The sequence below is a fragment of the Rhodococcus ruber genome, from assembly GCF_016804345.1.
In the GTDB taxonomy this organism is placed as follows: Bacteria; Actinomycetota; Actinomycetes; order Mycobacteriales; family Mycobacteriaceae; genus Rhodococcus; species Rhodococcus ruber.
Genome location: NZ_CP044211.1, coordinates 310,061 through 330,612 on the forward strand (window position 1 = coordinate 310,061; position 20,552 = coordinate 330,612).

The 20,552-nt window shown below is 70.8% G+C and carries 13 protein-coding genes; 4 read left to right on the forward strand and 9 right to left on the reverse strand.

Annotated elements, in window-relative coordinates:
• Positions 1-94 precede the first annotated feature (94 nt).
• The 3 genes from F1734_RS01495 to F1734_RS01505 form a co-directional block, all read right to left on the reverse strand.
• Complete coding sequence (locus tag F1734_RS01495; RefSeq protein WP_203011269.1) at positions 95-1,516, reverse strand: permease; 1,422 nt, start codon at positions 1,514-1,516, stop codon at positions 95-97.
• A gap of 167 nt (positions 1,517-1,683) precedes the next feature.
• Complete coding sequence (locus F1734_RS01500; RefSeq protein WP_203011270.1) at positions 1,684-3,645, reverse strand: hydantoinase B/oxoprolinase family protein; 1,962 nt, start codon at positions 3,643-3,645, stop codon at positions 1,684-1,686.
• Complete coding sequence (locus tag F1734_RS01505) at positions 3,645-5,705, reverse strand: hydantoinase/oxoprolinase family protein (protein ID WP_203011271.1); 2,061 nt, start codon at positions 5,703-5,705, stop codon at positions 3,645-3,647. The genes F1734_RS01500 and F1734_RS01505 overlap by 1 nt, the downstream gene beginning before the upstream one ends.
• Positions 5,706-5,815: 110 nt before the next feature.
• On the opposite strand from F1734_RS01505, the gene F1734_RS01510 reads away from it, so the two are divergent.
• Together F1734_RS01510 and F1734_RS01515 are read left to right on the forward strand one after the other, a co-directional pair.
• The gene (locus tag F1734_RS01510) at positions 5,816-7,375 is read left to right on the forward strand and encodes a PucR family transcriptional regulator (protein ID WP_010596308.1); all 1,560 of its coding nucleotides are present in this window, start codon (positions 5,816-5,818) and stop codon (positions 7,373-7,375) included.
• A 28-nt stretch (positions 7,376-7,403) separates the two neighbouring features.
• Positions 7,404-8,954, forward strand: coding sequence for a PucR family transcriptional regulator (locus F1734_RS01515; RefSeq protein WP_203011272.1), 1,551 nt, complete (start codon positions 7,404-7,406; stop codon positions 8,952-8,954).
• Positions 8,955-9,092: 138 nt separating this feature from the next.
• Here F1734_RS01515 and F1734_RS01520 read toward each other — a convergent pair whose 3' ends face one another.
• Both F1734_RS01520 and F1734_RS01525 read right to left on the reverse strand, forming a co-directional pair.
• Positions 9,093-9,707, reverse strand: a complete 615-nt coding sequence (locus F1734_RS01520; RefSeq protein ID WP_010596310.1) for an RES family NAD+ phosphorylase — start codon at positions 9,705-9,707, stop codon at positions 9,093-9,095.
• 37 nt (positions 9,708-9,744) lie between these two features.
• The gene (locus F1734_RS01525) at positions 9,745-10,344 is read right to left on the reverse strand and encodes a hypothetical protein (RefSeq protein WP_010596311.1); all 600 of its coding nucleotides are present in this window, start codon (positions 10,342-10,344) and stop codon (positions 9,745-9,747) included.
• Between the two features lie 477 nt (positions 10,345-10,821).
• Here F1734_RS01525 and F1734_RS01530 point away from each other — a divergent pair, with 477 nt between their 5' ends.
• Positions 10,822-11,970, forward strand: a complete 1,149-nt coding sequence (locus tag F1734_RS01530; RefSeq protein ID WP_040273015.1) for a hypothetical protein — start codon at positions 10,822-10,824, stop codon at positions 11,968-11,970.
• A gap of 84 nt (positions 11,971-12,054) precedes the next feature.
• Here F1734_RS01530 and F1734_RS01535 read toward each other — a convergent pair whose 3' ends face one another.
• The 4 genes from F1734_RS01535 to gabT are packed head-to-tail and all read right to left on the reverse strand — an operon-like array spanning position 12,055 to position 17,248.
• Positions 12,055-13,170, reverse strand: a complete 1,116-nt coding sequence (locus F1734_RS01535; protein ID WP_017682277.1) for a CaiB/BaiF CoA transferase family protein — start codon at positions 13,168-13,170, stop codon at positions 12,055-12,057.
• A complete protein-coding gene (locus F1734_RS01540) occupies positions 13,167-14,633 on the reverse strand; it encodes an aldehyde dehydrogenase family protein (protein WP_203011273.1) in 1,467 nt (488 codons plus the stop codon). Before F1734_RS01540 ends, F1734_RS01535 begins: the two co-directional genes overlap by 4 nt.
• 32 nt (positions 14,634-14,665) lie before the next feature.
• Positions 14,666-15,859, reverse strand: a complete 1,194-nt coding sequence (locus tag F1734_RS01545) for an acyl-CoA dehydrogenase family protein (RefSeq protein WP_003934993.1) — start codon at positions 15,857-15,859, stop codon at positions 14,666-14,668.
• Between the two features lie 30 nt (positions 15,860-15,889).
• Positions 15,890-17,248 carry a 4-aminobutyrate--2-oxoglutarate transaminase gene (gabT, locus tag F1734_RS01550; RefSeq protein ID WP_048771209.1) on the reverse strand — a complete coding sequence of 453 codons (1,359 nt, stop codon included), beginning with the start codon at positions 17,246-17,248 and terminating at the stop codon, positions 15,890-15,892.
• A gap of 177 nt (positions 17,249-17,425) precedes the next feature.
• On the opposite strand from gabT, the gene F1734_RS01555 reads away from it, so the two are divergent.
• The gene (locus F1734_RS01555; RefSeq protein WP_203011274.1) at positions 17,426-20,548 is read left to right on the forward strand and encodes an NAD-glutamate dehydrogenase domain-containing protein; all 3,123 of its coding nucleotides are present in this window, start codon (positions 17,426-17,428) and stop codon (positions 20,546-20,548) included.
• The last annotated feature ends 4 nt before the right edge of the window (positions 20,549-20,552 follow it).

Here is a 20,552-nt window from a genome sequence, read left to right on the forward strand (position 1 = left end):
GGGAGAACCCTACGACCGCGATGTGACCCACGACATGTCCGTGATGTACACAATCGTGAGTCACATCCGCCGTCGGGGCGATTGTCCGTCGGATTCAGACCGGTTGCGCCTCGTCCGGCGCCGCCTCGGGTGCCTGCGACGTTTCGGGCTTCTGCGACGTTTCGGGTCCCTGCGGCGTTTCGGGTCCCTGCGGCGTTTCGGGTCCCTGCGCCGCCTCGGGTTCCGAGGGCGCACGATCCGTCGGGGTGAGCAGCACGTAGCTGCCCGCGGCCAGCAGCACCGTCACCACCGGGGCGAGCTGCGCCCACGTCGCGCTGACCTCCTGCACGGTGAGCACGATGCCCGCGACGGAGGAGAGCAGCCACGCCAGCGCGCCGCCGGACGCGGTGCGGGGCATGATGCGCCCCCGATCGCGCAGCACGTAGACCACCGCGATCGCCACCCACGCGGTGATGAGCACGCCCTGCCAGGCGAGGGCCTGCAGCAGGTATCCCAGCACGTCGGTGAGCATGAGCAGGTAGGCGAGCACGGCGGTGACCACCACCCACACCGCCCGGGGCACGTCGAGGCGCAGGGCCCGGTGGACGAACACCTGCAGGTTGGTGGAGGCGAGGTAGAAGTTGGCCGAGTTGATGCGGGTCTGGGACACGATGATCAGCAGCACCCCGGCGAAGCCGAGGGAGCCGACGACCGCCTCGACCACGCCGGTCTCGGTGCCGGCGATGTCCCAGGCGCCGAGGAGGTAGAGCCCGACGAGTCCGTTGACGCCGAAGGTCAGCGCGTAGAACACCCAGCCGAAGGTGACGGTGCCGTGGAAGCCGGCGTCGGCGCGGCGACCGAGCCGCGCGTAGTCGAAGGTGTACATCATCAGCACCCAGACGCCCATGTAGACGAGGTAGGCGGTGAGCCAGCCCGGAAGCGGACCCGAGGCCACCGTGGCGGTGAGCCACCCGGTGGGGTAACCCTGCTGCACGGTCGCAGCCACCACGACGGCGACCATGCCGACGAGGTAGAACGGCAGCAGGATCCCGTTGAGCTTGTCGAGCCATGCGGCCACGCCCCCGATCACCACCGGGATCATGTACACCGTGCACAGCAGGTACCACAGCCGGATGTCGCCGCCGAAGTACTCCTGCAGCGCCACCGCGACGATGGAGCCTTCGAAGACCCCGTAGTAGAGCGCGGTGGCTGCGAACAGCGCCGGGGCGAGCAGCGAGCCGACGGCGCCGAACATGCGCCGGGACAGCAGCTCGACGGACAGGCCGGTGTGGATCGCATAGCGGGAGAGCAGCAGATTGACGACGCCGAAGGTGGCGATGGAGGCGGCCATCCCGGCGAGGGTGGCCGGTACCCCGACCGCGCCGGCCGAGGCGACCGCGATGTAGAGCCAGAACATGGCGCTGAACATGGCCCACCAGGCCATCGTCAGCGACCAGCGGGACAGCCGGCCGGATTCGGGCACGCGATGGCGGTCCACGGGGGATTCGGGGGCGGAGTCGGTGAGGTGATCGGACATGGGGGTCGCCTCTCGAGGGGAGGGAATCCGAACCGGCGCAGGGGCGCTCGACCGCCCGCGGCACGGGAGGTTCGGCAAGGGGAGTCTTCGGGGAGGGGAGAGTCTTCGGGGAGGGGAGAGCGGGAAACCTCAGGCGGGGCAGCGGGATCGCTGCCCCGCCTCACGCGTCAGGACCAGTGCGCGACGGAGCGGGTCCGCAGCAGGTCGCGGAACTGGGCGGTGGTGGTGGGCAGCAGCGCGCCGGTGCCCCAGTCGACGATCACGCCGTAACGGCGCACGAGGTCGAGCATGGACAGCTCCCCGCTACGGTAGCGGGCGGCGACGGCTTCGGGGTCCTCGCCGAGCCAGCCCTCGCGCGATGCACGGATCTCCGTGCGGAGCCGATCGGTGGCGTCGTCGTCGAGCTCGTAGCGGTCGATCTCGGGGTCCACCGGCACGACGACGACGCCGTAGTCCAGGGCAGCGCGCTCGACGGAGACGTAGCCGTCGATCACGTCCTCGAGCACGGCCTCCGGGTCCCGCTGCAGCGGATCCCCGTACCCCCCACCGCCCGCCGACGGCCGCTCGAACGAATCCCCGGACTGGACCGGCACATTCGAGAACACGGACCCCAGGAAGCGCTCCTCGGGGGTGCCGCGGTTGAGCCAGACGCCGTGCGGGATGGACGGCAGACCACCCTCGATGCCCCACGTGACCGAGCGGGAACGGTCACAGCAGTACGACATCACACTGTTGTCGCTGTCGGTGAGGACGCCGCCCTTGGACAGGCCGCACCCACCGCGGTATTCGCCGGGCCCACCGGAATCGGTGATGATGGCGTGCTCGGTGGTGAGCACGGGCGTGAGGCGTTCCTGTCCCTCGCACGGCTGCACGGCCAGGCCGATGCCGAACACCGGTGCCGTGGCGCTCGATCCGTCCTTCGAGCTGCGGCCTCCCCAGCCGCCGGCCATCCAGTCGTACCACATGAAGAACGGCCGCTCCTCGGTGCGGGCGTCGCGCCCGCCGACGAGCAGGTACTCGAGGTTGAACGAACAGGCGATGGCCCGGGAGGGCACGACCTTCGACCACAGTTCGAAGATCGCGTTCATGATCTTCTCGTAGGGACCGGAACAGAACCCGGTCACCGCGTGCGGCCAGCCCGCGTTGACGACGGTGCCCTCCGGTCCGAGGTCGGTGCGGATCGCGTTGTACAGACCCGAGTTCAGCGGCACGTCGGGGAAGAACGACTTGGTACCCGCCACGATCCCGGAGAACGCGGTGCCGTAGCCGCTGTTGAGGAAGCTGGCGACGGCGGGTGCGCTGCCGGTCAGGTCGTAGCTGAGCTGGTCGCCCTCGATCGTCATGGTGACGCGGATCGGGACGAGGCCCTCGGGACGCGCCGGATCGGAGTCGAGGTAGTCCTCGGTGGTCCAGGTGCCATCCGGCAGGTCGGCGACCCGGCTGCGCACGATGCGCTCGACGTAGTCCTGGACCTCGCGCATCGCATCGGTGACGGTGCCGCGACCGTATTTGTCCACCAGCCGGTGGATTTCGCGTTCACACACGCCCGTCGCCTCGGCCTGGGCGTGCAGGTCGCCCATGCTGATCTCCGGCGACCGGGTGTTCGCGACGAGCAGTTTCGCGACGTCGGCGAGGAAGCGGCCCTCGTGCCACACCCGCACCGGGGTGATCCGCAGGCCCTCACCGAAATGTTCGGTGGCGGTCACGTCGAACGAGCCGGGGACGCTGCCGCCGATGTCGGCCCAGTGTCCCTTGTTCTGCGCGAAGGCGATGAGGACCCCGTCCGCGAAGATGGGCCGGATGAAGCTGACGTCGTTGAGGTGGGTGCCGCCCCTGTAGGGGTCGTTGACCATGAAGATGTCGCCGGGGTTGATGTCGGAGCCGAATTCCTCCAGCACGGCCTTGCACTGGAAGTGGAGGGTGCCGACGTGGACGGCGATGTCCTGGCTGCCCTGCATCACGGTGTTGCCCTCGGCGTCGCAGAGCGCGGAAGAGAAGTCCCGCGAGTAGATGACGAACGAGTAGCAGGTGCGCAGGATCTGCTCGGACATCAGGTCGACCGACGTGGCGAACGCGTTCTTGAGGACCTCGAACGTGACCGGATCGAGGGTGGGGGAGGTGGTGGTCATCAGGACTCCTGGATGTCGATGCGGATGTTCGCCCACTCGTCGATGGTGGCGGTGGTCCCCGGGGGGACGACGGTGGTGGAGTCGAGCTGGGTGATCACGGCCGGACCGGGAATGCGCGTACCGAACTCCAGTGTGTCGCGGTCGAAGACGGGGGTGTCGAGCCGCCCGCGCGCCTCGTCGAAGTAGACGCTGCGCCGTTCCACGGGCACCGGCTCCGCGGTGGTGGGTTCGGTGGTGCGGGGGAAGTTCGGCTTCGGCGTGGTGCCCACCGCGCGCAGGCCGATCTGGTAGATCTCCACGGGCGTGTCGTCGCGCCGGAACGAGTAGTCCCGCTCGTGCTCCTCGTGGAATCGTTCGACGGCCTCCGCGAGGAAGCCGGGGCCGCTGCCGGCGGTGACGGTGAGCGAGCGCCATTGCCCCGCGTAGCGCATGCTGATGTGACGGTCGAGCACCATCCGTTCGGGTGCGACCCCCTCGTGGCGCAGACGCTGCGTGCCCTCCTGCTCGAGGCGCAGGAACTCGCGTTCGAGTGCGGTCGTGTCGATCTCGTCGACGCGGCCCTGGAACATCGCCGACAGGTCGTGGCGGATGTCGACGAGCAGGCAGCCCTGCGCCGAGGTGATGCCCGGGTGGGGCGGCACCACGACGGTGGGAATGGACAGTTCCTTCGCGAGGGCCGCGCCGTGCAGGGCGCCCGCGCCGCCGCAGACGACGAGGACGAAGTCACGCGGATCGTAGCCCCTACGAATCGACAACAGCCGCACCGCATCCGCCATGTTCGCGTTGGCCACCTGGATGATGTTGCTCGCCGCCGTGTCGGCGTCGAGACCCAGCGGTCCGGCCACGCTCTGCTTGATCGCGTTCTCCGCGGCCGCCACGTCCAGGGTGAGTCCGCCGCCGATGAGGGCGGTGCCCAGGCGGCCGAGCAGCACGTTCGCGTCGGTGTTGGTCGGCTCGGTGCCGCCGCGCAGGTAGCAGGCCGGGCCGGGGGAGGCGCCGGCGGACTGCGGCCCGTTGCGCAGCGAGCCAGCCTCGTCGAGCCAGGCCAGGGAGCCGCCGCCCGCCCCGATGGTGAGCACCTCGATGCTGGGGAAGGAGATGGGGAAGCCGTACTCGACCTGCCACTGCTTGGTGGTGCGGACCTCACCGTCGTAGACGAGCGAGATGTCGGTGCTGGTGCCGCCCATGTCCAGGCCGATCGCGTTGGGGTATCCGCAGCGGGTCGCGATGTCCGCGACGGCGATCGCGCCGGCGGCGATGCCCGAGGCGGCCAGCCGGACGGGGTACTTCCCCACCATCGCGGGGGTCATGGAACCGCCGCCGGAATGGAGCAGGAGCAGGTCGCCGTCGTACCCGTCGGTGCGCAACTGCGCTTCGAGCCGGTTGACGTATCCGCTGACCAGCGGGGCGAGCACGGCGTTGGCGACGGTGGTGGAGGCGCGGTCGTACTCGAAGATCTCGGGGAGGATCTCGCTCGACGTCGAGACGGTGACGTCGGGCAGCTCGGCCTCGAGCAGGGCCCGTACACGCTGCTCGTGAGCGCTGTTGACGTAGCTGTTGATCAGGCACACCGCGACGGTCTTGATGTCCTTGCGGCGCAGGATCCGGGCGATCTCGCGGACCTCGGTTTCGTCGAGCGGGGTGACGACCTCGCCGGCGTAGTCGATGCGTTCGGTGACCTCGTACCGGTCACGGCGGCGGATGTAGGGGGTGCCGACGTCGACGTACGTGTCCCACAGCTCGTCCTTGGTGCCGTCGCGGATCTCGAGCACGTCGCGGAACCCGCGGGTGGTGACCAGGGCGGCGGGCGGGAAGTTGCGGGTGATGAGCGCGTTGGTCGCGACGGTGGTGCCGTGGGAGAACAGGGTCACCTCGGTCAGGTCGATGCCCGCGGTGCGCACACCGTCGACCACGGCGCGCATGGGGTCGTCGGGGGTCGAGGGGACCTTCGCGATGCGGGTGGTCGATGCGCTCTCGTCGAAGATGCACACGTCCGTGAAAGTGCCGCCGACGTCCACGGCGACGCGCAGGTGGGGGTTGCGAGATGTGATCATCGTCATACTCCTGAATCGGGTGGACTCAGTATTCGGCCTGGTCGACGCCTCATCAATTGGAGAAAGTGAATCGAGTTCGGCGAATCGTTGGAGATTCTCACATCGGAGGGGGAAAGATGTCGGGCATGCTTCCGGACCGTTTCCGGCTCGTCGACCTGCTGCTCGAACCCGATCTCGGGCTCCGGCTGGTGACCGACGCCGACCCGAACGTGGGAATCACCGGAGCGCACCCGATCGAGATCGAGAACCCGACCCGGTGGCTGCGGCCGGGGTCGATGATGCTCACCACCGGCTCGCGCTTTCCCAGCCTCGAGCACCCGCAGCAGGCCTGCCGCGAGCTGATCCGCGAACTCGTCGGTTCGGGCATCACCGCACTCGGGTACGGCGTGGGAGTGATCACCGGCGACATTCCCCGGTCCCTGCTCGACGAGGCCGAACGCCACCGGTTCGCCGTGGTGGCGATCCCGCCGGAGCTGCCGTTCATGGAGGTGGTCGGACGCGTCAATGCGGCAGTGCAGGCGCAGGACTCGATGCTGCTGCGACGTACGCTGCAGATGCAGAACCACCTGCTCGAGGCGATGACCGCCGAGTCCCCCGAGGCCGACCTCGTGGCCCGTCTCACCGGACTGCTCCGCAGCAGCGTGGTTCTCTACAACGAGGTCGGCGACGTCGTGGCCTCGGCCGGCGGCGCGCCCGTGCACCTGATCCGCAATCAGTTGCGCGGCCGGGACGGGCGGCTGCTGTTCCGGGTGGGCCGCTGGTCGGTGAGCGCGCACTCGATCTCGCCGGGCGACCAGCACTACTGGCTGGCCCTCGCGTCCAAGAGCAACGAACTCGCCGACCCGCTCACCGCACCCGCGGTCGAGGTGTCGCTGCGGCTGCTCAACACGATCGAACGCACCCGCCAGCGCGCCACCGTCGAGAACCGTGCGCGGCACGCCGCACTGGTGCGGGCACTGGCGTCGGGCGATCCATCCGACACCGACACCGTCCTGGATCAGCTCGAGATGCTCCGATTCGGCCCCGAACCCGACATGCGGATGCTGGTCCTGTCCGCCGCCCCCGACTACGACAACCGCCGATGGGTGTTCCGGGCGAACTCCCTGCTCGACGCCGTCGAGTCGGACGTGTCCGGTCTGGCCCGCGACATCGGGCTGACCCTGCTGCTCGCCCGCGGCGACGGCGGCCTGATCGGAGTGGTCCCGGCCCGGGCCGAGGCCTTCGAGTCGTGGTCCCACAACCTCCCGCAGGGATTGACGTGCGGCTCGAGCGAGCCGTTCACCGATCCCGCGCGCGGGCCCGGCAAACTGCGGGAGGCGCGCTGGGCACGACGGTCCGCCGAGCGGCTCGGCAGGACCGCCCAGCGCTTCGAGGACGTGAGCCTCGCCGACTGGCTGCTGGCGGGCCGCGACCCGGAGCAGGCCCTCGGGCGCGCCACCGCGGTGCTGGGTCCCCTGCTCGACGGCCACGACGACCTGGTCGATTTCCTCGTGCTGCACCTGGCCCGGGACCTGGACGTGGGACGCACGGCACGGGAGCTGAATCTGCACCCGAACACCGTGCGGCACCGGGTGAAACGCGTCGAGGACCTGCTGGGCCGGTCCCTGCGCTCCCCGCGGGACGTCACCGACCTCCACCTGGCCCTCGAAGTCCTCGCCGAACGCCCCACCTCATAGTCGCCCGGTGTGCGGAAGGATCGTCGTCATGGCTGTCACCGTGCGTCGGCTCACGACGCTGCCGGATCTCGGGCTCACTCTCGTGGCCGGTCGCGACGGCGCCGACCGTGTCATCGAGTGGGCGCATCCGATCGAGCTTCCCGACCCCACCCCGTGGCTCTCGGGCGGAGAGCTCGTGATGACCACCGGCCTGGAGATCGGCGCCGACGCGGACGCGCAGTTCGCGTACCTCCAGGGCCTGGTCGGAGCCGGCTGCGTGGCATTGGCGTTCGACACCGGCACCCGGTTCGACCGCGTGCCCGACGGTCTGCGCGCCGCGGGTGACGCGCTCGGGTTCCCGGTGCTCGCCGTGCCCGCCTCGACGCCGTTCATCGCCATCACCCGGGCGGTCATCGACGAACTGACCGCCGATCAGGTGCGGGCGGTGCAGCGGGTCGTCGACCAGCAGGAGCGGCTGGCCCGGGCCACGCTGCGCGGGGGCGTGCCCGCGGTGGTGACCGCGCTCGGCCAGGCGCTCGCCGGCGTCGTCGCCGTCGTCGACCCCGACGATCGCGTGCTCGCGGAGTACGGATCGGACACGAGCCGGGCGATCCGGCACGCCCGCGCGGTGTCGGAGTCGGCGTCCCGATCCCCGCGGCGGCGGCAGCTGAGCAAGGTGCTGGCCGACGACGGCGGGCACTACACCGTGCAGAGCATCGCGGCCGCCCAGGACCTCTACGGATACCTCGCCGTCGGCACCGCGGAACCGCTCCCGCCGGCCGACCGTCTGCTCCTCGCCCACGCCGTGTCGCTGATCTCCATCGAACTCGGCAAGCCCGCGAAGGTGCAGAGCGCGGAGCAGCGGTTGCGGGCCGTCGTCACCCGGACCCTCTTCGACGCACCCGAACGCATGGACGCCGGCCTGCTCCGGTACTTCGGGTTCGAACCGACCGACACCGTCGCGGTCGCCGTGCTGACCGACGTCGGTCCGCTGCTGCCGGCGGAACGGCAGGTCGGCGCCGCCCTCGCCGTCGAGGGGATCCCCCACCTCACGGCCTCGGTCGGCGCGGATGTCGCGGTGGTCCTGCCGGCCGACCGCGCCCGCGAGATCGCGACCCGGGTCCAGGACCGCGTCCGCGCGCAGCTCGGCCGCCCGGTCCGGTGCGGGCTGGGTAGTCCGGGCGCCGTGACAGACGCGAACACCAGTGTGCATCAGGCGCTCTCGGCGGCCCACGCGGCGCGGGACGGCAGCCGGGAACCGGTGGTGTTCACCGAGCTGGGCACCTTCTCCGTGTTGCTGGGCATGCAGGATCCGGATGCGCTGCACGCCATCGCCCGCTCGGGTCTCGAAGCACTCGATGACTACGACGAGAAGCACGGAGCGAGTGGACGACTGGTCGAGACCCTTGCGGCGTACCTCGAGCACAACGGTCAGGCCGAGAGCACCGCCGTTGCCCTCGGCATCCACCGGCACACCCTGCGCAACCGGCTCGCCCGCATCACCGAACTCACCGGCCGCGACCTCGACTCGATCCACACCCGCGTGGAGTGGTGGCTGGCCGTCAAGGCCCGGGAGATGCTGGACGGCCGTGACGGATAGGCGCCGGCGTCCGAGTTACCACACGAAGAGTCCGGCACCAGAGCAGAGGCATCTCGTCTGCGCCTCCCGGGGATACAGCCGTCCAGGGCGGGACAGAGCAGGCGCGGGGCGAGCGAGGCACTGGAGTGGACCGGCCGGTTATTCGATCGCGTAGCCGATTCGGTCGGCAGCTCCGGCCAACCGGGATGCGAATCCCGGGTGGTCGAGGGGGATGGTCATCTCAGGCTGATCCGGGAACGCCCGGGCGGCGGGCGTGAAGAGCGCAACGCACAGTCCACCGGCGAACCGGCCGCGGTAGGCGAGCCCGTCGAGATCCGGGTGGGCGGCGCGAATGGTGCGCGCCCAGTGCTGGGCGATGCCGTGTGCTGCGGTCGAGAGCGCGAAATTCGCTCCGACGCGAGTCGGCCGTCGGCCGGGACCGTGGGCGGCGACGTCGAGCAGGTGCAGGGGACGGGTGAACCGCACCGCGGTCAGGTAGGGGACGCGGGTGCGGGTATCGATCACTCGAGTGGTCTGGAACGCCTCGGCCAACGCACCGGGCACATCGGCGGCGCCGTACCAGACCCCGTGGCGGGCGTGGTCCCGGCGCGGCATCGGGTGCGGGTCGAACCGCAGGACCGGCCCGAAGGTGCGCGGGGTGTTCCACGGCAGGACGTGGTCGCCGCTCGTGGAGTGCACCCGCCAGACGATCGTGTCGGTGTCGAGGATCAGGTATTCGTCAGGGGTGATTTCGGCCGCGCGGAGCGCCTCCACGCCCGGCGGATGGGGCAGAGCTGGGGGCACCGGCGGCTCAGGCCGTCAGGTACTGGTCGACGACCGACAGGGCGTCCTCGACGGCGCCGCCGGTGAGCAGCCAGTCGACGACCGAGGTCGGTGCACCGTCGACGACAAGGGACGGTTGCGGCGTCGTCAGCAGACCGTGGATCGACAGGGGCTGCATGTTCTCAGGCAGGGCCTGCAGGACGGCGTCGAGGCCGGGCACCTGGCCGTCGTCGGTGAACTGCACGGCGGGGAGCAGCAGTCGGTTCGCTCGCTTGAGCGCCCACAGGCTGCGGTCGCCGACGCGCTGTCGGACGCGCGAGGGGCCGACACCGCCGAGTCGTTCGGCGGCCTGCTCGACGGTCAGGGTGTTCTCGAGCAGACGGCGCATCCGTGCGGTCCGGTCGGCGACGGCGGTGGCGAGGGCGAGGAGCGATTCGGGTGCGTCGCCGGCGTCGAGGAGGTCGGCTTCATGGGCGGGCAGGGACGCTGCGGGACGCTTCGCGGCCCGCAGCGCACGCAACAGGGGCAACAGATCGCGGCGATCGATGCTCGGGGTGCCGAGCGCGTCGGCGGCGGCGCTTTCGAAGTCGACGTCACCGGCCAGGTAGCGGTCTTCCGTGTCGGCCATCCCCACCACCTCCTAACAGTCACTAACAGTGTATCGCGCTGTTAGTGAGGTGAGAGTGGGAGTTGTCCGGGGTGACCGACAGCGCGCACACCGCGAACGATGTGGCCGGGAACTCGACGCGATCCACACCCCGACGGAGTGGTGAGCGGCCGTCGAGGTCCGGCAGATGCCGGCGGTGGCGGACGATCCGGACCCGGGCGGAGAATGCAACGCGGCGCAACGGTTGTGACGCGTGATCGTTTCGAGTGTGCTCCGAGTCACATTCTCACGAGTCGCATCCTCACGGGAAGGACACTCCGATGCTCCACGCTCCCACGGCCGGTCCCGAACTGCGCCGCCGGAGCTGACGAAGAACCGTCGAGGACACGGTCCGCGATCCGGCAGCCGGCTCCGGCCACCACGCCACTCACCGATCTCCTCGGCCGACGTTCCCCTCACCCCTCGATTCGAGGGCATCACAGAAGGTTCCGGTATCCCATGCCCGAACGCTCGCACGCCGACACGTCCCCGGGGTGGCTCGGATTCGGTGTCGTCAACACCGCCGTGGTCCTCACCGTCTCCGTCTCGGCGTGGTATCTGCTCGCCGACCCGCAGTTCAGTCCGTTCGACCTGTATCCGCTACCGTTCAATGCCCTCCTGTTCTGGGCGCTCCTGTTCGTCGTGTGGGCCGGATTCAACCTCGAGTTCTGGGGATTCGACCGGCTACGGCAGCCGTGGCGCGGACTGGTGTTCCTCGGCGCCACCTCGGTTTTCGCCGTCGTCGTCACCTACGTCCTGGCGAGCGGGATCGGTCACCTGTATCCCGCCTACGCGGCCGACCGTCCCGACGGCCTGGGCTACTTCACGGGCGCGCTGTTCGTCCTGTTCGGCTTCTCCACGTGGGTTCTGGTGGTGCTCAACTGGGGGCACTGGCCGTGGACCGATCTGGGCCTGAAACAGCCGTGGGTCGGTGCTTGCGAGATCGTCACCCTCCTCGTCCCCACCGCACTGCTCTACGTCGTCCTGGGAGTACCCGCGGTCTCGGACACCGTCCGAGAGGGCGCAGCTCTGTTCGGCATCGACACACTGCTCGGCTGGTACTACTCGATCATCGTCGCGATCGTGCTCACCGGGCAGACCCTGGAGAACTGGCCGTGGCGACTGGCCGGGAGCCGCCTGCGGGTCGCGCTGGTCTCGACGATCGGCAACATCGCGCTCGGCACCGTGTTGTTCGTGGCACTGCGCGCCGTGTGTGCGGTGCTCGTCGGCTCCGGCACAGCCGCCGACCCGGGCTTCCCGCTCGATCAGTTCCCGGCCCAGCTGGGCGTGTGCTGGGTCGCCTGGATGATTCTGTGGGCCAACGCCTTCGGTAACAAGCCGACGGCAGCCGGGGCCGTAGCGAATCTGGTGTCCCGCGCGGCGATCACGTTCGCCCTCGCCGTGACCACGTTCGTCCTGTACTACTACGTGGTCGCCGAGATCGTGCTGCACGAACCGGCTGTCGCCGACGGCCTGCACGGCAATGCCCTCGGGTTCATGGACCTGTTCGCGTTGGTGACCCTTCTGTACGTCGTCGGTTTCGAGTCCTTCGGGATCCGCCGGCCCGCCGTTCCCGCGCCCGAGGATCGCGCCGTCGCGCATCCCTGATCCGGCGGCGCTCCCGTCGGCGCGCGACGCCCGTCCCGCCGCGTCCGGACGCGACGGGACGGGCACTCCTCCGGGCCGCTCCGGTCAGTCCGCGGCTCCACCCAGGGGTGGCGGAGCCGACCGGTACCGGACCGGAGTCCTGGAGAAGGTCAACGGGTTTCCGACCTGCGGTGTGGCACTTCCGGGCACCGACACGACGGCGTCGAGACCGAGTCGCCGCGCGAACTCGAAGGCCTCGGCGACGTCGTTGATGGGTCCGGCCGGAACACCCACGCGGGCGAGTTCGTCGTACCAGTGGTCGGCCCCGGCCGTCGCGAGGATCGAGGTGATCTCCTCGCACAGTTCCTCGCGGTGTGCGACCCGCAGCGGGTTGCTGCAGAACCGCGGGTCGGTGGCCAGTTCCGGCGCGCCGATCGTCTCGGCGAGCCGGGTGAACTGCTTGTCGTTGCCCACCGCCAGCGCCAGCGGCCGGTCCTTGGTCGGGAACACCTCGTACGGGGCGATGCTGGGGTGCCGGTTGCCGAGAATCCCCGGCACCACCCCGGCACCGAGGTACGCCGAGCCCTGGTTGACGAGCGACGACAGCAGCGCAGCAAGGAGATTGGTCTCGACGCGCTGCCCCTCGCCGGTGCGCTGCCGGTGGTGCAGCGCAGCGAGGATCCCGGCGAGGGCGTGCAGGCCCGTGAGCACGTCGACGACCGCGACGCCCACCTTCGTCGGCGTGCCGGCCTCGGGTCCGGTGATGCTCATGAGCCCGCCGACGGCCTGCACGAGCAGGTCGTAACCCGGCAGGGCCGCTCCGTCGCCGCTCCCGAACCCGGTGACGGAGCAGTAGATCAGCCCCGGGTTGACGTCGAGCAGGTCGTCGTAGCCCAGGCCGAGCCGCTCCATGGTGCCCGCGCGGAAGTTCTCGACCACGATGTCCGCGCGCGCGACAATCCGGCGGGCCTCGGCCCGGCCCTGCTCCGACGCGAGGTCGAGGACCACGGAGGTCTTGTTGCGGTTGACCGAGTTGAAGTACGTGGCCGAGCCCGCGTCGTCGTAGGGCGGTCCCCACGCGCGGGTGTCGTCGCCGGTGCCGGGACGTTCGATCTTGACGACCTCGGCGCCCATGTCCGCGAGCATCATCGTGGCGTAGGGGCCGGCGAGGACCCGGGTGAAATCGGCGACGACGATGCCGTCGAGTGCGCCCTGGCTCATGCGATCGGCCTCCCGCCGCGGAGGTAGACGGTCGTGGTGTGGGTGAAGAACTCCCGCGCGACGCGGCCCTGTTCCTTCGGGCCGTAGCCGCTCTTCTTCGCGCCGCCGAACGGGACGTGCGGATCGGCGCCGGCGGATTCGGAGTTGATGTGCAGGATGCCCACGTCCAGGTCCTCGAGCGCCCCGAGCGCGCGGGTGAGGTCCTGGGTGAACACGGCCGCCGACAAGCCGTAGTCGCTGTCGTCGGCGAGCGCGAACGCCGCCTCGGCGTCCGCCGCGCGGCACACGGCCAGGACGGGTCCGAACAACTCCTCCCGCCACACGTCGAGCCCGGTGCCGGGCAGTTCGAGCACGGTGGGCGGCACGTAGAACCCGGCTGCGAGTGCACCGTCCTCGTACAGCCGGCCGCCGCACAGCACGCGGGCACCCTGCCGGACCGCCTCGTCGACACCTGCCTGGATCGAGGTCCGCGCCGCGGCATCGACCACCGGACCCATGTGGACGTGCTCGTCGAGGGGATTGCCGACGGTCCACTTGCCGATCCGGGCAACGAGTTCACCGACGAACTCGTCGGCGACGTCGTCGGTGACGATCAGCCGGGAGGTCGCCGTGCACTTCTGCCCCGACGACCGGAACGCGCCGAGGAGCACCTGTTCGGCGGCGAGATCGAGGTCCGCGTCGCCGAGCACGACGGCCGCGTTCTTGCCGCCCATCTCCGCCTGCACGGGCACGCCCCGCGCGGCCCCGGCCGCCGCGAGGCTCCGGCCGACCGCGGTCGAACCGGTGAAGGTCAGCGCGTCGATCCCCGGATGGTCGGCGATGCCGGCGCCGACCTCCCGGCCGCCGATGACGAGGTTGAGCACCCCCGGCGGCAGGCCCGCATCGGCGAGGGCCTGCACGAGCCGCATCGCCAGCAGCGGCACGGTGCCTGCCGGCTTCCACACCACGGTGTTGCCGTAGGTCAGTGCCGGGGCGATCTTCCAGGCGGGGATGGCGATGGGGAAGTTGAAGGGGGTGACGACCCCCACCACGCCGACGGGCTTGCGCGCGACCAGGATCTGCTCCCCCCGGCGCGGGGAGGCGAACACCTCGCCGGCCTCCCGGTCGCCCTCGCCGCCGTAGAAGCGCAGGATCTGGGCCGCGCGGAGCACCTCGGCGACGCCCTCGCCCCGCGTCTTGCCCTCCTCCCGGGCGAGCTCCGCACCCCACCGTGACGCGGACGATTCGACGACGGCGGCCGCCCGGGCCAGGACGGCACCGCGCTCGTGCGCCGGGGTCCGCGCCCAGTGCCGGGCCGCGGCCCGCGCGGCGGCGACGGCCCGGTCGACGTCGTCGCCGGTGGCCGCGCGGCCGTGCGCGACGGTGACGTCCGGCTCGGCGGGGCTGATGCTCACCAGGGCATCGGCCTCGCCGTCGAACCACTCGCCGTCGATGTAGTGCTGCAGCAGAACGGGTGTCGTCATCGTGTGTCCCTTCGACGCGTCGACGGTGCGGGTCAGCGGAATGCGGCGTGACCGGTCAGGGCGCGGCCGATCGAGAGCAGGTGCATCTCGCTGGTGCCCTCGTAGGTCAGCACCGACTCGAGGTTGTTGGCATGCCGCAGCGGCGAGTACTCGAGCGTGATTCCGCTGGCGCCGAGAATGGTCCGGCATTCGCGGGCGATGGCCAGGGCCTCGCGCACGTTGTTGAGCTTGCCGAGGCTGATCTGCTCGGGAGTGACCCCGGACTCGTCCTTGAGGCGGCCGAGGTGCAGCGCGAGCAGGAAGCCCTTGCCGAGCTCGAGTGTCATGTCGGCCAGCTTCTCCTGGGTGAGCTGGTAGGAGGCGAGCGGCCGATCGAAGACCTCCCGGGAGGCGGCGTAGTCCAACGCGGTCTCGAGGCTGTTGCGGGCGGCGCCGAGCGCGCCGAACACGATGCCGAACCGGGCCTCGTTGAGGCAGGACAGGGGAGCGCCGAGTCCGCGGGCGAGCGGCAGCTCGGCCGATGCCGGCAGACGCACGTTGTCGAGCACCAGTTCGGAGGTCACCGAGGCCCGCAGCGACAGCTTCCGGTGGATCGGGTTGGCGGTGAAGCCGGGGGTGTCGGTGGGCACGACGAACCCGCGCACGCCCTCGTCGGTCTGGGCCCACACGGTGGCGACGTCCGCGAGATTACCGTTGGTGATCCACATCTTGGTGCCGGTGAGGATCCAGTCCGACCCGTCCCGGCGGGCGCGGGTGCGCATTCCCCCGGGGTTGGAACCGAAGTCGGGTTCCGTCAGGCCGAAGCATCCGATGGCGTCGCCGGAGGCGAGCCGGGGCAGCCAGTGCTCCTTCTGTTCGTCGGAGCCGTAGCGGTGGATCGAGAACATCGACAGCGAGCCCTGCACCGAGACGAAGCTGCGGAATCCGCTGTCGCCGGCCTCGAGTTCCAGGCAGGCCAGGCCGTAGCTGACGGCGTTGGTGCCGGCGCACCCGTATCCGTCCAGGTGCATGCCGAGGACGCCGAGGGCGCCGAACTCCTTCGCCAGTTCCTTGGGCAGCGTGGCGGATTCGAACCAGTTGCCGACCTCGGGGGCGAGCCGGGTCTCGACGAAGCGCCGGACGGTGGCGGCGATGTCGCGTTCGTCGGCGTCGAGCAGGGTGTCGGCGCCGAGGAGTTCGAGCGGCCGCAGGGGGCCGGTCGTGCGTGCGGGTGCGGTGGTGGTCATGTGCTGGTCCTCGGGGGGAAGTAGGGGTGGTCAGAGGGCGGCGAACGCGTCGCGCAGCACCGAGAACGCCTCGGTGAGCAGCGCGTCGGAGATCGACAGCGGCGGCAGGAACCGGAGCACGTTCCCGAAGGTGCCGGCCGTCAGGGTGAGGACTCCGTGGGCCTGGCAGTACCGGGCGATCTCCGCGACGGCTTCGCGGTTGGGGGTGGTCGTACCGGGCTCGACGAGTTCGACGGCGACCATGGCGCCGCGGCCACGGACGTCGCCGACGACGGGGTGACGGGTGCCGATCTCGCGCAGTTCCCGCAGCATCAGCGCGCCGATCTCCTGGGCGCGGTCGAGCAGATGCTCGGCCTCGATCGTCTCGAAGACGCCGAGCGCCGCGGCACACGCGGCGGGGTTGCCGCTGTAGGTGCCGCCGATGCCGCCCGGATGGGCACGGTCCATGATCTCGGCTCGGCCGGTGACGGCCGCGAGCGGGAGCCCGCCGGCGAGTCCCTTCGCCGTGACGATCAGATCCGGCACGAGGCCCTCGTGCTCACACGCGAACCACGCTCCGGTGCGGGCGATTCCGGTCTGGACCTCGTCGGCGACGACGAGGATGCCGCGGTCCCGGCAGAAGTCGGCGACGCGCCGCAGGAAGCCGTCGGCGGGGACGATGAACCCACCCTCGCCCTGGATGGGTTCGACGACGACGCACGCCACCTGGTCCGCGCCGATCTGGGCGTCGACGAGCAGCCGGAACTGCTCGAACGCCTCGTCCGCGGCGCGGTCGGGCCCGCTCGGCCACCGGTAGGGGTAGGCCATCGGCGCGCGGTAGACCTCCGGGGCGAACGGGCCGAAGGAGTGCTTGTAGGGCTGGTTCTTCGCCGTCATGGTCATCGTCATCAGCGTGCGGCCGTGGAAGGCGTGGTCGAACGTGACCACGGCGGACCGGCCGGTCGCCGCGCGGGCGTACTTCACGGCGTTCTCGACGGCCTCGCTGCCGGTGTTGAACAGGGCCGTGCGCTTGGCGTGCGTGCCCGGGGTCAGCCGGTTGAGGGCCTCGGCGACCTCGATGTACGGCTCGTAGGGGGTGGCGAGGAAGCAGGTGTGGGTGAACTGCTGCAGTTGTGCGGTGGCGCGTTCGACGACCCGCGGCGCGGAGTTGCCGACGGTGGTGACGGCGATGCCGGAGCCGAGGTCGATGAAGGAGTTCCCGTCCACGTCGACGAGCACACCCCCGCCCCCGGCGGCCGCGTAGATCTCGGCGCCGCTGGCCAGGCCCGCCGGCAGCGCGGCGGCGCGGCGCTGCGCCAGCTCGCGGGACCGGGGTCCCGGGATCTCCGTCACGATGCGACGTGCCTGCTCGAGCCCGGGGCCACCCCGTACGAGTTCGACTGCGGTCATGTCCTTCTCCCTTCGTCGGTTTCCTCGAACTGTAGGAGCGCAGACCCGGGTTTCTGATGGACCTCGAGTACAAGTTCAGCCGTCTGCATGGACATCGAGTACATGTCCGTTCTCGGCGGTCCGCCGCAGACTGGCGGCACACCACGGCCCACACCGGGTGACCGAAAGGACATACCGATGACCACCGCCCCCACGCACCCGTACGAACCGGCGCCCACCGACGTCGCCGGGGCCGCGCGGCGCCTCGCGCGCGCACAGGATGCCGGACCGGCACTGCTGTTCGTGGAGGACTCGTCCTCCGACGGCACCGCCTGTGCCGTCATGCGATGGCCGGGCCGGGACCCGCTGCTCGCCGACTCCGTCCACACGTTCGAGCACTTCGGCCTGCGGATCGACGATCACGAACTCCTGACCACCGGCGACGCGGACCGCCGGGTGCATCGATTCGCGTTCGTCACGCCCCCGGAGTGGGAACCGGGTTCGCCGCGCCGGGTGGCGGCGGTCTTCGACGCCCACGCACAGGGCCGCACCGTCGTCGACGGGTACTCCCGCCTCGCCGTCGTCGCCGAGGTGGGCGTGCGGGACATCGCCCTGGTCCGCGCCGCCGCCCGCTTCGCCCGCCAGGCGGGACTGATCATGTCGGAACGGTACGTCGTCGACACGCTCTGCCGGCATGCCGGATTCGTCGAGGCACTCGTCGCCTGCTTCGCCGCGCGCTTCGACCCGGACCGGCACGATCGGGACGTCGCCGCCGGACAGGCGCTCGCCGAACGGCGCGGCGCGGCGGAAAGCCTCGACGAGGACCGCATCCTGCGCAGCCTCGAGTCGTTCGTCACCGCCACCGTGCGCACCAACTGGTACCAGCGCGACGATCGCGGTGCGGCGAAACCGTACGGGGCATTCATGCTCGATTCCGCTCGTCTGGCCGACCCCGGACCGGTCGTTCCGCACCGCGAGATCTTCGTCCACTCGGACGACGTGGAGGGCATCCACGTGCGGAGCGGCACCGTCGCCCGCGGGGGGCTGCGGTTCTCGGACCGTCCGGAGGACTACCGCACCGAGGTCCTCGGCCTGATGAAGACCCAGGTCGTGAAGAACGCCCCCATCGTCCCCGTCGGCGCCAAGGGCGCGTTCGTCCGCAGAAACCCGGATACTTCTCCCGCCCAGGCATATTCGACGTTCGTCCGGGGAATGCTCGACCTCGCCGACAACATCGTCGACGGTCGGATCGTGCATCCGGACCGCACCGTCGTCCACGGCGGGGACGACGCCTATCTGGTGGTGGCCGCGGACAAGGGCACGGCCCGGTTCTCCGACCTGGCGAACTCCATCGCCGCGGAGTACGACTACTGGCTCGGCGACGCCTTCGCCTCGGGCGGATCGAGCGGATACGACCACAAGGCGATGGGCATCACCGCGCGCGGCGCGTGGGTCGCGGTCCGCGAGCACTTCACCGACCTCGGCATCGACGTCGAGACCACCGAGGTGACGGCGGTGGGGATCGGGGACATGTCCGGCGACGTGTTCGGCAACGGGATGCTGCTCTCGCCGCACCTGCGCCTCGTCGGCGCCTTCGACCACCGGCACATCTTCCTCGACCCCGACCCGGACACCGCCCGTGCCTACGCGGAGCGCCGGCGGCTGTTCGAGCTTCCCGGATCGAGCTGGGACGACTTCGACCGCGACGTCCTCTCCGCCGGGGGCGGCGTGTGGCCGCGCTCCGCGAAGTCCGTCACCGTCCCGGAACCGGCACGGCGCCTGCTCGGACTGTCCCACCCGACCACCACCCCGGACGAGTTGATCAAGGCGCTGCTGACGGCCCCGGTGGATCTGCTCTGGAACGGCGGCGTCGGCACCTACGTCAAGGCATCCTCCGAAAGCCACACCGAAGCAGCGGATCCGGCAAACGACCCCGTCCGTGTCGACGCCTCGCAGCTGCGGTGCCGCGTCGTCGGCGAGGGCGGGAACCTCGGTTTCACGCAGCGGGCCCGCATCGAGTTCGCGGCCGCGGGCGGGCGCGTCAATGCGGACTTCATCGACAACGCGGCCGGCGTGGCCACCTCCGACGCCGAGGTGAACCTGAAGATCGCCCTCGAATCCGCCCGGCGCAGGGGAGGTCTGACCCTCGAGGAACGCAACCGGCTGCTCGACGACGCCCGCGACGAGGTGGCCCGGACGGTGCTGCGCACGAACCGGGACCAGGCGGTGGCGCTCGGACTCGCCGTCTCGCGCGCGGCCCGGCTGCTCGGCAGGCACGAGCGGCTCATCATCCACCTCGAGACCGGCGGCGGACTCCGGCGCAGCACCGAGGTGCTGCCCACCGTGCAGGAACTGGCCGCCCGCGCCGGCGCCGGCCGCGGGTTGACCAGGCCGGAGATCGCGGTGCTGCTCGCCCGGTCGAAGAACGTCGTGTGCCGGGATCTGCTCGAGTCGGACGTGCCCGACGACCCCGTCTTCGCCGACGTCGCCCTCGAGTACTTCCCCGCCGGCATGCGCGCCGTGCTGCGGGACGAGATCCGGGACCATCCCCTGCGCCGCGAGATCGTCGCGACCCGGATCGCCTCCGATCTCGTCGACCACGTCGGTCCGGGGATGATCTATCAGCTCGAGGAACGGCTCGGGGTGCGCACCCCGGCGGTCGCCCGGGCGTACGCGGTGATCCGGGCGGTGTTCGACACCGACCGGTGGTGGGCCGAGGCACGCGACGGCGCCGACCGCTGGGAACGGCTCGGCGCCGTGCAGGGATTCGTCGAGCATGCGGCCTCGTGGATTCTGCGGCTGCGGCCGTCGCCGCTCGACGTGACCGCCGAGATCGCGCGGCTGCGTGCCGGGGTCGAGGATCTGCTCGCAGACGACGCGCCGGGCGACGGCCCCGACTTCCGGTTTCTCGCCGAGTGCCCGGCCCTGGTCGACACCGCGCACACGCTGGACTGCCCGGCCCGCCTCGTCGCCCGGGTGCACGCCGCCACGGGATCGCTGCTCGGGATCGAGGGGATGTCACCGGACCTGTCCACCGGATCCCACACCTGGTGGGACAGCACGGCGATCGCCACCGCGCGGGACGAACTCGCCGATCGCCACCACGGTCTCGTCGCCGCGATCCTGCGCCGGGACGGCGCGCCGACCGGCCCGGCGGACGTCGACGAGGTCCTGGCGCGGTGGCAGGCGCGAGTCCCGGACGCGATCGCCCGGGTCACGCGCCTGACCACCGAGCTGCGTGAGAACGGGCCCGTCGATCTGCCGCGGGCGTGCACCCTCGGCGCGGAACTGCGCCTGCTCGTGCGCGCGACGGAGCGGTGACCGC

Bases quoted from the DNA above. Each gene is read 5' to 3' on its own strand.
- F1734_RS01540 (WP_203011273.1), bottom strand. From the start codon at position 14,633: ATGACGACACCCGTTCTGCTGCAGCACTACATCGACGGCGAGTGGTTC.
- F1734_RS01500 (WP_203011270.1), bottom strand. From the start codon at position 3,645: ATGACCACCACCTCCCCCACCCTCGATCCGGTCACGTTCGAGGTCCTC.
- F1734_RS01505 (WP_203011271.1), bottom strand. From the start codon at position 5,705: ATGACGATGATCACATCTCGCAACCCCCACCTGCGCGTCGCCGTGGAC.
- F1734_RS01515 (WP_203011272.1), top strand. From the start codon at position 7,404: ATGGCTGTCACCGTGCGTCGGCTCACGACGCTGCCGGATCTCGGGCTC.
- F1734_RS01525 (WP_010596311.1), bottom strand. From the start codon at position 10,344: ATGGCCGACACGGAAGACCGCTACCTGGCCGGTGACGTCGACTTCGAA.
- F1734_RS01535 (WP_017682277.1), bottom strand. From the start codon at position 13,170: ATGAGCCAGGGCGCACTCGACGGCATCGTCGTCGCCGATTTCACCCGG.
- gabT (WP_048771209.1), bottom strand. From the start codon at position 17,248: ATGACCGCAGTCGAACTCGTACGGGGTGGCCCCGGGCTCGAGCAGGCA.
- F1734_RS01545 (WP_003934993.1), bottom strand. From the start codon at position 15,859: ATGACCACCACCGCACCCGCACGCACGACCGGCCCCCTGCGGCCGCTC.
- F1734_RS01555 (WP_203011274.1), top strand. From the start codon at position 17,426: ATGACCACCGCCCCCACGCACCCGTACGAACCGGCGCCCACCGACGTC.
- F1734_RS01510 (WP_010596308.1), top strand. From the start codon at position 5,816: ATGTCGGGCATGCTTCCGGACCGTTTCCGGCTCGTCGACCTGCTGCTC.
- F1734_RS01495 (WP_203011269.1), bottom strand. From the start codon at position 1,516: ATGTCCGATCACCTCACCGACTCCGCCCCCGAATCCCCCGTGGACCGC.
- F1734_RS01530 (WP_040273015.1), top strand. From the start codon at position 10,822: ATGCCCGAACGCTCGCACGCCGACACGTCCCCGGGGTGGCTCGGATTC.